At 58.6% G+C, this 12,253-nt stretch carries 10 protein-coding genes; 1 reads left to right on the forward strand and 9 read right to left on the reverse strand.

Going from position 1 to position 12,253, the window contains the following annotated elements:
* Positions 1–449 precede the first annotated feature (449 nt).
* Positions 450–3,317, forward strand: coding sequence for a hypothetical protein (locus tag E5E96_RS14360; RefSeq protein WP_171282445.1), 2,868 nt, complete (start codon positions 450–452; stop codon positions 3,315–3,317).
* Between the two features lie 142 nt (positions 3,318–3,459).
* On the opposite strand, the gene E5E96_RS14365 is transcribed toward E5E96_RS14360, so the two are convergent.
* The 9 genes from E5E96_RS14365 to E5E96_RS14405 form a co-directional block, all read right to left on the reverse strand.
* A complete protein-coding gene (locus E5E96_RS14365; protein ID WP_039215278.1) occupies positions 3,460–4,590 on the reverse strand; it encodes a cupin domain-containing protein in 1,131 nt (376 codons plus the stop codon).
* A gap of 165 nt (positions 4,591–4,755) precedes the next feature.
* A complete protein-coding gene (gene purB / locus E5E96_RS14370; protein WP_113993992.1) occupies positions 4,756–6,126 on the reverse strand; it encodes an adenylosuccinate lyase in 1,371 nt (456 codons plus the stop codon).
* A gap of 127 nt (positions 6,127–6,253) precedes the next feature.
* Complete coding sequence (gene hflD, locus E5E96_RS14375) at positions 6,254–6,868, reverse strand: high frequency lysogenization protein HflD (protein ID WP_005334622.1); 615 nt, start codon at positions 6,866–6,868, stop codon at positions 6,254–6,256.
* A 212-nt stretch (positions 6,869–7,080) separates the two neighbouring features.
* Positions 7,081–8,187 carry a tRNA 2-thiouridine(34) synthase MnmA gene (gene mnmA / locus E5E96_RS14380; RefSeq protein WP_171282446.1) on the reverse strand — a complete coding sequence of 369 codons (1,107 nt, stop codon included), beginning with the start codon at positions 8,185–8,187 and terminating at the stop codon, positions 7,081–7,083.
* A gap of 158 nt (positions 8,188–8,345) precedes the next feature.
* Complete coding sequence (locus E5E96_RS14385; protein ID WP_044799537.1) at positions 8,346–8,813, reverse strand: NUDIX hydrolase; 468 nt, start codon at positions 8,811–8,813, stop codon at positions 8,346–8,348.
* 95 nt (positions 8,814–8,908) lie between these two features.
* Positions 8,909–9,853: a pseudouridine synthase gene (locus tag E5E96_RS14390; protein ID WP_171282447.1), complete on the reverse strand. Its 945-nt coding sequence runs from the start codon at positions 9,851–9,853 to the stop codon at positions 8,909–8,911.
* Between the two features lie 77 nt (positions 9,854–9,930).
* On the reverse strand, positions 9,931–10,698 hold the full coding sequence (locus E5E96_RS14395; RefSeq protein ID WP_171282448.1) for a PTS sugar transporter subunit IIA: 768 nt from the start codon (positions 10,696–10,698) through the stop codon (positions 9,931–9,933).
* Positions 10,699–11,004, reverse strand: coding sequence for a PTS fructose transporter subunit IIB (locus tag E5E96_RS14400; RefSeq protein WP_101616025.1), 306 nt, complete (start codon positions 11,002–11,004; stop codon positions 10,699–10,701).
* A gap of 174 nt (positions 11,005–11,178) precedes the next feature.
* A complete protein-coding gene (locus E5E96_RS14405; protein ID WP_118880797.1) occupies positions 11,179–12,141 on the reverse strand; it encodes an IS1595 family transposase in 963 nt (320 codons plus the stop codon).
* Positions 12,142–12,253: the final 112 nt, after the last annotated feature.

The raw sequence follows: 12,253 nt of genomic DNA on the forward strand, positions 1-12,253 counted from the left end.
ATATATGGAGCGCGCCACCATATTCTCTGAATATGGGGTCTGCTGCCTGAGGGCTGGCCGTTGCTTTTTCCGGAGGTATTCTGTTGCAATGTCTTGTTACAAATCTTTTATCGGTAAGATCTGTTTTTGTCTAACGGGTAACATTTTTTGGTTTGACCTCATTATTGATGTTTGACTCAAATGAGGATGTAAAGGTAGGTTGTTGAATATATAAACAAGGAGGCCTGGTGCGATTGCCATGGCTTTAATTATTCATACCTGCCCTTGTCTTATATATCGATAGAGTTGCTCTCGTTTGCATATCAATAATGCTGATGGGGTAACCTGTTTTCATCCTACACCCAAAAACAACAAGCATGTGCTCGGTCATGATGATATGGCCTGCCCAGCTATTACCTGAAAATATCGGGCAATCTGGAATAAATTGAGCACTGATAGGGATATATTATATGAAAAAACTCTCAGCAATAATCCATCGTGAGGTTTCACAAGGACGTCGTGATTTTCTGACGTTTTCCTCCATGTCGCTGATTGGTCTGGCTGCCAGCAGCGTTTTCCCTGCCCCGGTGAAGGCTGCCATTGCTGTCTTGAGTAATGGCAATTTTGCTGAGCTGGATGCGATCAATTTTTACGTGATGGCGTCTAACCAGCCTGCCGTTGATTCAAATCGGGTCAACTTTGTACAAGAAACCGATGAAGCGCAATATCTTGCCCAGGTGATGTTTCAAGAGTTGATGAAGTACGAATTTCAGTATCAGAACAGCTCATTAAGCGAAGCATTAGGCCCTGGCATGAAGCCTAATAATAATGTGCTGACAATGAGTGATGGCATCAGCTCGGTCAATGCTATTTACAGCAGCAATCGACGCTATTTTACCGATAATATGGTTGAGTACGTGAGTGGCTTGTTACAAAACTCATATAGTAAGCAAACCAATGTCACAGTAGCTGACCGGAAGCTGTATAACTCCTGGGATATGGTGAAGGTAAATGCGAATATCAAGCAAGCAGAAAAGGGGGCGCAGTTTAAGGAGATTATCGATCAGCTATACTCTGTCGCCACCCATTATTGTCAAAGTGGAAAGTTAACCGCCTACAAAGCAGGAGGAGAAAGCTGGGCTCGTCAACTTATCGAGCACTACTCCAAGAATGAGGTGTTAGACGAACTTATCAGCTCTTTTAAAGTTCAGGAGTATCTGGGGTCAGGCTCATCGTTTGAAAAGGCGATGTGGCAAGTGTACAACACCATCAATAAAGTAAGAGCGCTCAATATTTCATCCGGTCGTCGCATCACCGAAGATGAGCTGAAAAAATTTGAACGTACCATGGCGGGATCTGTTTACAGCGGGTTTGCCATGAACATGAGCTGGGGTCACCAAAGCGAGAAATACACTGTCCTGGCCAACAGGAGAAATTTCGATGATGTGGTGACCTTACTGAGAAATGAAAGCGGTACGCAGCGCACCTTCTGGAACGGTTTCTTCAACCAGAATAGTCCGGATAGCTTCTGGCATGAACTGAATAATATGAGCCTGAGAACGAGCACCTTGCAGGATGAAGGGGCTCGGCAGCGTATTCTTCAACGATATCCTGCTCTGGCAGGGGCGGCAGGCAGTATGGCACCCACTGCTTTCTCCGGTGTGGCTCCCGCAGCCTTCCCCATAGATTCATTCCTTTCCGTGTTCACCTTGTTGCTGGGGGTGGGCAACTTTACCTGGTTGACGGCGACCGATCGGGAGGAATGGAGCAACCCTGTTCCTTTGATGGAGTTGGGGGCAGCCCTGTTTGATGTGACCTTGAATCTGATCCAGCTCGGTCGGTTCCTTGATAAAGTGACCATGTTTATTTATGGCAATGGTGAAGGCATCATCAATAGCATTGCCATCAATATGGGGAAATTCAGTCAATTCTTGAGCAACCTTACCGCCAAAGGCCAGCATCTCACGAATGTGGTAGAGCGGCAGATAGCCAGCAAGATGTTTCTCGCCACACAAAATATCACTCGGGTTATCAATATATGTTTTGTTGGCTTGGCGGCACTGGGGGCGGCTTTGGCCGCGTATAACCTGTATCAGGCTGTCGAGGGCGGCGATATTGGGGATATTATATTTGCGGCAATCAATATGCTGGTCGCCACGGTGGCGTTGGGCGTCGCCATTGCCTCTTTTATGGGGTTTGCCATTGCCGGCCCCTTGGGTATCATTGTCGCGGTGATAGGCATAGTGGTAGCCATTGCCCAGTGGATCTACACCTTACTTAAAAAAGAAGAGGTCAAACCTACCCCGATCGCTAGATATACCAACGAATATATTAAGCCACGGGGACTTGAGTATGAAGATCTTGGTGCATATATTTGCCGGGTATCCAGTTACTGGAAGCGTACTCTGGTGTGCGCATTCGATGCAAGGACCATGAATACCGATTGGGATTATGTCCCAAGTATCGCTGATCATGATAATCCGATTTATACTCAGCCAGGGGCTCTGGTGACCTCCCCGAGAAATGGCAGGATTTATAACTTTGCCAATATTCAAAAACCAGGTTACGGAAATATATCGAATTTCTTCACTGCGGGAGCCACCACACCAATCAGTAACTGGCGGCCGGGGAGTGATTTGCAGACCTGCTTGCATGCCGTTGAGAGTCAGGCAAGCAATAATAGTCGTGCTGCTATATTTGTGGCGCTGGGAAACAACTCAAGCTTTTCACGCGCGTTCTTGACGTCTCACCTGGAAGATGCCCCGACAAACAGCAATGAGCTGACGAGTCAATTAGATCTGGAGTGGCAAGAATATCCGCTGGATGTGGTTGCCATCAATGGCCTTGATGAGACCATGTTCCTTATCTTCACTACCCGACATATCTATCAAGTGAAAGCTGGTGTAGCGCGCAGGATAATCTCTGACTTTGTCGGTCAGCGCGATGCACCGATAACCTACGGCCTGAATGCCCTGGCACTCGGTACCAACGTGAATTTGATCTATCGGTTAAATGGTCTGCAGGCTCCCGAGACCCGCTACCATTATCTGCTGACCCGGGATGACAATGGTGACTATACCCGTATGAAATTACTGCGGACCATCAATAATCCCCTGTCCTCAGACTCGCCGATTGTTGGCAGGTTGTTCAAGAAAACCAGCGATCTGGTTTCGCGGATGGACTTTATGTATCACGATGGAAAAAGTGGCTATGCCCGCTATGGCGCAATTATGAGTAAGACTGATGATGCCTCATTGTCATTGTACAATGGGGTTGAGTTTCAGGTTCCGGACAATGGATTCCGATCCTTCTACAAGAATGCGTTTATTCCGAAATAGCGGAGGTGAGTCTCTTATCCATCGCTTGGCCATGAGCCGTCACTATTGAACCGGTCCATGTACGAAAACCAGGTGCATCCACATCGGCTGCAAATAACAAAAAAGGCGCCCTCGGGCGCCTTTTTCATCTCTGTCCGTCAGCTCAGCTGAAGAACCAGTAGCCGCGGTTGACCAGCCGGGTCAGCAGCTGCAGGAAACCGGCCTGATCGGCAAGCTCCACCATGTCGGCCTGGGTGACCATGTCCTTGTCGCACAAGAGCGAAATTGCTGCCGCATCTTCGCTTGGCAGGGTCCAGGCTTCGCCATCGATATAGCACTGCTGGCTCTCGCCGCTGAACCAGACGGTGCGCAGACCCGGCACCTTGATGGCGGGCTCGCCCTGGGTCAGCAGGTCGGCCACTTCCTCGGCGCTGTAGTCTGGCTCGACCGGATTGACGTCCAGATCGTGCTTGGCCTCGGAGATCATGGTGCCGAACCACTCCTTGAACAGGGTCTCGTCATCGAGGGCCTGCTGCATCAGCTCGCGCAGACGGTGCAGCTCGTGGGGCTGGATCTCGCCGTGGCGGGCACGGGGCTTGAGATCGGCATCGCCGTAACGTTCGGTGCGCACCTCGTTGTCGATCAGGTGATCGGCAAAGGAGGAGATCAGCGCCTTGGCATCCGGTGCGCGGAAGCCCACCGAGAAGTTCAGGGAGGGCTCGATGGCGTAGCCCTCGTGGGGGAATCCAGGTGGGATGTAGAGGATATCGCCCGGCTCCATGATGACGTCGATGATCGCCTCGAACGGCTCGCAGTGCAGCAGGGCCGCGTGGGCGGCGAACTCGTTCAAGGGCTTGGCATCGCCGACGCGCCAGTGGCGCTTGCCCTGGCCCTGGGTAATGAAGACGTCGTAGTTGTCGATGTGGGGACCGACCCCGCCGTGAGGGGTGGAGAAGCTCACCATCACATCGTCAAAACGCCAGCCCGGAATGAACTGGAACGGCAGCGCCAGCTCGTTGACCTCGGGGGCCCAGTGGTTGCAGGCCTGCACCAGCACGGTCCAGTTCTCTTCACCCAGGTGATCGTAGGATTCGAAGGGGCCGTGAGCTGCCTCCCACTTGTTGTTGAAGCGGGTGACCAGGCGCGATTCAATCACCTCTTCCATGGCCAGACCTGCCAGCTCGTCCGGACTGATGGGATCCTGAAAGTCGGTGAAGCCGCCCTTGATGAGCAGTGGGCGCTTCTGCCAGTAGTGCTCGAGGAAGTGAGCGATATCCAGATTGAGTTGGTACATAGATCTTCTCGTCAAAGGGTTCGACAAAGGTCAAGAGAGGTCTTGCCGGAGGCGGTGGCTGGCCTCGGGCAAGACCTCTTGCAAAGGGTGTATAGGGTGCCACATAAAATAACCGGGGCCCTGTTGCAGATCATGCACAGGGCCCCGGTGGTGTCACTTATCCGCTTATTTCAGCAGATCGACCAGACGCTGGGCGTCGCCGATGTAGTTGGCCGGGGTCAGCTTCTTCAGCTCGACTTTGACCGCTTCCGGCAACTCCAGGGTGTCGATAAAGGTACGCATCCCTTCGGCATCGACGCGGCGGCCACGGGTCAGCTCTTTGAGCTTCTCGTAGGGCTTCTCGATGCCGTAGCGGCGCATCACGGTCTGGATCGGCTCGGCCAGCACTTCCCAGTTGGCATCCAGATCGGCAGCCATGGCGGCGTCGTTGGCTTCCAGCTTAGAGATACCCTTGAGGGTCGCCTGATAGGCAATCAGGGAGTAGCCCACCGCCACCCCCAGGTTGCGCAGCACGGTCGAGTCGGTGAGATCACGCTGCCAGCGGGAGATGGGGAGCTTGGAGGCCAGATGCTGGAACACGGCGTTGGCCAGACCCAGATTGCCTTCGGAGTTCTCGAAGTCGATGGGGTTGACCTTGTGCGGCATGGTGGAGGAGCCGATTTCGCCGGCGATGGTGCGCTGCTTGAAGTGGCCCAGGGAGATGTAGCCCCACACGTCGCGGTCGAAGTCGATCAGGATGGTGTTGAAGCGCGCCATGGCGTCGAACAGCTCGGCGATGTAGTCGTGCGGCTCGATCTGGGTGGTGTAGGGGTTCCAGGAAAGGCCCAAGGAGGTAACGAACTCCTCGGAGAACTGGTGCCAGTCCACATCCGGGTAGGCGCTGATGTGGGCGTTGTAGTTGCCGACCGCGCCGTTGATCTTGCCGAGGATCTCCACCGCCATGATCTGCTTGTACTGGCGTTCCAACCGGTAGGCGACGTTGGCCATCTCCTTGCCCATGGTGCTTGGGGTGGCCGGCTGACCGTGGGTACGGGACAGCAGCGGCATGTCACGGTACTCATGAGCCAGACGCTTGAGCTCGGAAATCAGCTTCTCGCAATAAGGCTTGATGACCTCTTCGCGGGCGGTTTTCAGCATCAGGCCGTGGGAGTTGTTGTTGATGTCTTCCGAGGTGCAGGCGAAGTGGATGAATTCGCTGATGGCGGCCAGCTCCGGGTTCACTTCGACCTTTTCTTTCAGGAAGTACTCCACCGCTTTCACATCATGGTTGGTGGTGCGCTCGATCTGTTTGATGCGGGCGGCATCCTGCTCGTTGAAGCTCTGGACTATGCCGTCGAGCAGGGCACTGGCGGCCGCACTCAGGGCAGGGACTTCCGGGATCCCGGCGTGGCTGGCCAGTTTTTGCAACCAGCGCACCTCGACTTCGACGCGAAAACGCAGCAGGCCGAATTCGGAGAAGATAGGGCGCAGGGCATCGGCCTTGTCGCCATAACGACCGTCAATCGGGGAAACAGCAGTCAGCGCGGACAGCTCCATGGGGTGAACTCCTGATGATTGGTGTGGGGGATCCGTATCCACTCGCGCGTGGGCCCGGGTCGTCAGCAAGGGGGATGTGCGGCTGCCCGCCTTGCTGTCGTCCCTCGGCCCGCGCACGAGCCGATGATTAGTAACGTTTGGCCAGCTCCACCATCTTCTTGCGAGCGAAGATGATCTGGGTGCGGCTGCCACCGAGCTGACGCCACAGCACGCAGGCACGAATGCCTGCCAGCAGCAGGGCGCGCACCTTGTGCTGCACCAGCGGCTGCTGCAGGAACAGCGGGGTACCCGCCACCTGGATGCGTGGCCCGATGGGGCTGATAAGATCGCTGTAGATGCTCGCCATGTTGGCCAGGATCTGCTCGTCGAGCAGATCGAAGTGCTGTTGCTGGCGGCCAATCTGGCTGATCCGCTCACCCAGCATGTTGAGGATGTCCTTGCGCTTGGCCAGCTTGCGCTCCAGCGCGATCAGGCTTACCACGTAGCGGGTCAGCTCGGCATTCTTCTGGCTGCCGTCGGCGCCCAGCTGCTCGACCAGCGCGCGGTAGCCGTCGCGAATGGCCAGGTGGGTGTTGTTGAACACCTCGAGCGGCTGGCTCGGGTTGGTCACCAGAATGCTGGAGAGGCTCTCGCGCAGGGCTGCCTCGTCGCAGCTGCCGTCACGGGCCACCTTCTGCACCAGATAGGCGGCCTGGCAGATGCCGGCAAAGGCCATGGTTCTGTCTTGGAATTTGTCGCTCATATCTTCACAGCCCTGTTCTGTTCATTCACTGGCCGATGCCATGAGCCGGCCTGGAAGTTGCCAATCATGTATCGCTGCCTTGTGCTGTTTTGTCTTTGTCCCCTCTCCCTCAGGGAGAGGGTCAGGGTGAGGGTGGTTACCCCCTCATCCCCAACCCTTCTCCCGCGAGGGGAGAAGGGAGTACAGCGCGGACGCTCGTGAGCGCCCAGCCCTTAGACCGGATGGCTGAAACGTTGTTCGATGATGCCGCCGCCCAGACACACTTCCCCGTCGTAGAAGACGGCGGACTGACCCGGGGTAACCGCAGCCTGTTTCTCGTCGAAGATGACCCGGATGGTCTCATCGTCGATGGGCTGGATCAGGCAGGGGATATCTTCCTGCCGATAGCGGGTCTTGACGGTGCAGCGACGCGGCTCGCGGATCGGGGTGCGATCTACCCAGTGCAGCTGGCTGGCAATCAAACCATCGGAGTAGAGGCGGGGATGTTCACCCTGCGCCACCACCAGCACGTTGCGTTCGACCTCTTTGTCGACCACATACCAGGCCTCTTCGGTGGCATCTTTACGACCACCGATGCCGAGCCCCTTGCGCTGGCCCAGGGTGTGATACATCAGACCCTGATGCTCGCCGATCACCTTGCCATCCACGGTCTCGATTTTCCCGGGCTGGGCGGGCAGGAACTTGGCCAGGAAGTCCTTGAACTTGCGCTCGCCGATAAAGCAGATACCGGTGGAGTCTTTCTTCTTGGCGGTGATGAGATCCAGCTGCTCGGCGATGCGGCGCACCTCCGGCTTCTCCAGATCGCCAACCGGGAACAGGCTCTGACCCACTTGCTTCTCGCTCAGGGTATAGAGGAAGTAGCTCTGATCCTTGTTGGTATCGAGACCGCGCAGCAGGCGCGGGCGGCCGGTGCTGTCGTCACGGCGCACATAGTGGCCGGTGGCGATGTAGGTGGCACCCAGCTCTTCGGCGGCAAACTCCAGGAACGCCTTGAACTTGATCTCCTTGTTGCACAGGATATCGGGGTTCGGCGTGCGGCCAGCCTTGTACTCTTCGAGGAAGTGCTCGAACACGTTATCCCAGTACTCGGCGGCGAAGTTGATGGTGTGGAGTTTCATCCCCAGCTTGTCGCAAACAGCCTTGGCATCAGCCAAATCCTGGGCGGCAGAGCAGTACTCGTCCGTGTCGTCTTCTTCCCAGTTCTTCATGAACAAGCCTTCGACCTGATAGCCCTGCTGCTGGAGCAGGTAGGCCGAGACGGAAGAATCCACGCCGCCGGACATGCCGACGATCACCTTGATTTGGCTGTTGTCTGTCATTAGTCGAAGTTACCAGTTCGTTTAAACGGGGCGTATTCTACCAGAATTTCGCGCCCCCGGTCACATATCCATGCCGCCGTCCCCATCAGGAACTCGGCAGCAGGAAATCGTTTTTCTTGTCTCGGCCCGATCGCGTCAAAAAGAGCTTCTAACGGCTCTTAAATGAAGGCCTTGAGGGCCGACAGCGGCAGCCTGGTGCCGGCCAGATAGTCCTGAATGCACTGCCACACCAGGGGGCTGCGCAGGGCCGGTTTGCACTCGGCGATCTCCGCCAGGGTGAGCCAGTGGCAGGCCAGCACGTCGCCGTCAGGATCCTCTGGATGGTGCTGACCCGGCGCCTTTTCAAGGTCGAAGATGACGGCGGTGCGCACAAAGGTGGCCTCGCTGTCCGCCGGCTTGTAGAGATAGACCCCGAGCCAGCCGGTGGGAGCTGCGGTGAGCCCGGTCTCCTCCTTCAGCTCGCGGCAGGCCGCCTGGATGAGATCTTCCCCCGGCTCCACATGGCCGGCGGGCTGGTTGAAGCGGCGCTGGCCCTTGATCTCCTCTTCCACCAGCAGGAAGCGGCCCTGCCAGTGTACCAGGGCGGCCACGGTGAGGCGGGTGGGCAGCGGTGGGTGATCGCTCATAGGGACTCCTTGTCTGGTTGGCGGTGCCCCGGCGGGGCGCTGGATTCAAGTGTGCTGTGCAGGTGACGGCACGCTGGCCAAATGGCTTACTCGTGTTATTCCGACGGCTTGCTGCGGGCCGGGCGACGGGCGGTGCCGCGCCCGCCGCTGCGATGGTCGGGGCGCGGCTCGGCCTCACGGCTGCCCCGCCCTTGGTGTGGTGTTTGGTCTTGGCCCTGATGCTGGGGGCGGCGAGCCGATCGCGGTGCGCCTCGCTGGCCTGCTCCCTGTGGCTTGGCGGATGTTCGTGCTTTCCCTTGCGTGGCAGTGGGCCGAGGGGCCGGTGCCAGTTCGGGAGCGGGCAGGGCGCGGCTCTCCCCCGGCGCCAGCGCGTCTAGGGTCCAGTCGCCGATGGCGTAGCGGATAAGGCGCAAGGTGGGGTGACCGATGTGGGCAGTCATCCGCCGCACCTGGCGGTTGCGCCCCTCCACTATCTTGATCTCCAGCCAGCAGGTGGGGATCTCCTTGCGCATCCGAATGGGCGGGTTGCGTGGCCACACCGCAGGTTCATCCATGATGCACGCCCCGGCGGGCAGGGTCATGCCGTCATTGAGCTCCACGCCGGCGCGCAGGGCAGCCAGTTTCTCCTCGCTCGGTACTCCTTCCACCTGCACCCAGTAGGTCTTGGGGGTCTTCTCGCCCGGTTGGGTGAGGCGCGCCTGCAGCTTGCCGTCGTTGGTGAGCAGCAACAGCCCCTCGCTGTCGCGGTCGAGCCGGCCCGCAGCATAGATGCCGGGCTCGGTGATGTAATCCTTGAGGGTCTCGCGGCCTGCCTCGTCGGTGAACTGACAGAGCACCATGTAGGGCTTGTTCAACAGCAGCAGCTTGCGATCGGCCGGGGCGGGGGCCGGTTTGCGCTCGCCCTCCTTGTCTCTCATGGTGTGTTGCGCCTCCCGGCGTTGGGATGGGCGCGCCGTGGCGGCGGGTCCGCTGGCCGTGCGGCCTGCATCGGGACGGGCGGAGAGGGAGAGACGGGGGCGGGCTGATTTCATCGCATGCATACCAAAAACAGAGGAAGGGCGAGTGTACCACAGGGGGCTGTCGCGGGCATGAACGACGGGGACGGGAGGCCAGCCGCTCAGCCGAGCAGGCCGTCGATGACGATGGCCTGACGGGCGGGGGCGGAGCTCGCGTGCAGCAGCGCTGTGCCCACCTGATCGTCCATCAGTGCGCGGGCCAGCCGGGTGAGGGGGCGCAACTGCTCGGGAGCCAGGCCGGTGGGCACCGCCAGCAAAATCAGGGTCTGCACCGGCCCGAGTGCGGAGCCCCACTCGATGTGCTCGCTGCTGCTGAGCAGCGAGAGCGCGGGGCGGCGGATGGCGGGGCAGATGACATGGGGCATGGCTAGCCCGGGCCGGATGATGGTGGCGGCCAGCTGCTCGCGCGCGGCGATGGCCTGCTCCAGCGCTGGCCTGTCGCTTATCAGCGCGGCGGGCAGCAGATCCACCAGCACCGCCAGTGCCTGGGCCTTGTCGAGGGGCGCCGTGGCATGGCCAAGTTGAGCCAGGGTGAAGCAATAGTCGGGCAGCGCCTGGCCCAGGCGCTGCTCGGCCAGGGCGGCGCTGCCGGGGCGCCCCAGCGGCTGGCCCAGCTCCACGCACCAGCAGGTGAAGGCCATGTGGGCGAGCTCGGCATCCAGCCCCTCGATCAGCAGCAGACAGAGATCGCCGGGCTGGGTGGCCAGGGTGAGCAGGGAGAGCTGGTTGGTCGCCTCCACCGCCTGACGGCGGGTGACGTTGATGAACTGGATATGGGACTTGAACAGCCCGGCCAGCCGACTCAGCTGCTTGGCCTGGGTGATGGTGAGCCCCAGCCGGCAGTGAAAGGAGATCTCGCGGATCAGCATTCAGACGCCGGGGGCGGCGGTTTTGAGCACGGCCATCGCATCGAGCAGCACCGCCTCCAGCGCCACCTGGTGAATGGGGCAGCCGAGGAAGCGATCTTTTTGCTCAATCTCGATATCGGAGGCGATCAGCACCAGATCGGCGCTGGCGATGTCGCGGGCGGTGAGGATGTTCTCCAGCCCCATGGCACCCTGGGTTTCGACCTTGATCTTGAGCCCCAGCTTGTCGGCGGCTTTTTGCAGCGCCTCGGCGGCCATGTAGGTGTGGGCGATGCCGGTGGGGCAGGCGGTGACGGCGAGGATCTTCATGGGCTCTCACGGCAAATTCGGGTGGGGCAACAAGATAGCGCCAAGGGGCGTCCTTGCCAAAGGGGCGGAGGCAAAAATGGGATCCCGACTGCGCTCTGCTGAGGGGATGGGCAAGGGGTGAGCGCTTTTGCGGCCCCAAAAGGGACAAGTGGAGAAAAGAGGGGATAAAAAAGGCTATGTCCCAATTACGTGTTGCATGGGGCGCCCCAGCGCCTCATGCAAGCAACGTGAGATATTCACTTCCTGCCCATAGCGTTCCAACATCCTTCGCCAACCCAGATAATTCCTCAGATAGTGGGTCGCGACCCCATGGAACCGTTCCATCCACTCCTTCAATCGCCTGTGGTACCCGTTCACATGTTGGATGTGATATGCACCCACCACCCGCTCTCCCGCTCGATTGCGCACCACTTGGTGTGTTATCCCTTGCCTCTCGCTGAAACTGGCATACACCCCGGCACCATCGCTGCACAGGACGGCATCCGGGGCGATAAGTGGCCGAAGCACTGCCTTCACCGCCCTGACATTCAACTGTTCCAACTGGAAGTCAGCCAGGTGGCCTGCTCTGTCTTGCACCACCATCACCGGGATGTAATCCGGTCCTGTGCCTCGGGTACGGCCTTTACCTCCACGATGGCGGGCCGGGCGGGACAATCCGCGCTGTCCTTTGAACGACTCTAGGAAGAAGGTCTCATCGACCTCGACGATACCCTCTTCCCGTACCGCCTGGTGGCTAGCCATGGCCTTCAGGAAGCGGTGACGCCACAAAAAGGCGGTGTTTTTACCGACCCCACAGCGGAGCGCCGCCTGCCGGACGGTCAGACCGTCGATGAGGGCCTGTGCATAGTCTTCCCAGCATTGTGGCTTGCGAAGTCGAGCGAGAGGCGTGTTGGTGAGAACGGAACTGGTGCGCAAACACTGCTTGCAGCGATAACGGCGCAGCCCTCGAGACCAGCCCCAGGGAGCCAGCAGTGTGGCCGCGGCCTGGCAGTGAGGGCAGCATTGGCATGCAGGCAGTTGAGTGGCCAACGAGGTGATGGGGTGAGGGGTGGTGAGTTCCTGTTGCGCGAGACGACGCTGACGCAAAGTGAGCAATGGGAAGAGGGACAGTAGATGTTGAAAGGCTTGGGTATCCATGATGGTGGCCCTCAAGGTGATGACCTACTTCAAGGTTAGCCTTTCAACACATAACTGGGACTGAGCCATAAAAAACGGCCCGCCAGAGGGCGGGCCGAATGCACACTACGGA

Source organism: Aeromonas sp. 1805 (assembly GCF_013085525.1).
Lineage (GTDB): Bacteria > Pseudomonadota > Gammaproteobacteria > Enterobacterales > Aeromonadaceae > Aeromonas > Aeromonas hydrophila.

Coding starts and splice junctions, on each gene's coding strand:
- E5E96_RS14360 (WP_171282445.1), top strand. CDS start 450: ATGAAAAAACTCTCAGCAATAATCCATCGTGAGGTTTCACAAGGACGT.
- E5E96_RS14365 (WP_039215278.1), bottom strand. CDS start 4,590: ATGTACCAACTCAATCTGGATATCGCTCACTTCCTCGAGCACTACTGG.
- purB (WP_113993992.1), bottom strand. CDS start 6,126: ATGGAGCTGTCCGCGCTGACTGCTGTTTCCCCGATTGACGGTCGTTAT.
- hflD (WP_005334622.1), bottom strand. CDS start 6,868: ATGAGCGACAAATTCCAAGACAGAACCATGGCCTTTGCCGGCATCTGC.
- mnmA (WP_171282446.1), bottom strand. CDS start 8,187: ATGACAGACAACAGCCAAATCAAGGTGATCGTCGGCATGTCCGGCGGC.
- E5E96_RS14385 (WP_044799537.1), bottom strand. CDS start 8,813: ATGAGCGATCACCCACCGCTGCCCACCCGCCTCACCGTGGCCGCCCTG.
- E5E96_RS14390 (WP_171282447.1), bottom strand. CDS start 9,853: ATGCATGCGATGAAATCAGCCCGCCCCCGTCTCTCCCTCTCCGCCCGT.
- E5E96_RS14395 (WP_171282448.1), bottom strand. CDS start 10,698: ATGCTGATCCGCGAGATCTCCTTTCACTGCCGGCTGGGGCTCACCATC.
- E5E96_RS14400 (WP_101616025.1), bottom strand. CDS start 11,004: ATGAAGATCCTCGCCGTCACCGCCTGCCCCACCGGCATCGCCCACACC.
- E5E96_RS14405 (WP_118880797.1), bottom strand. CDS start 12,141: ATGGATACCCAAGCCTTTCAACATCTACTGTCCCTCTTCCCATTGCTC.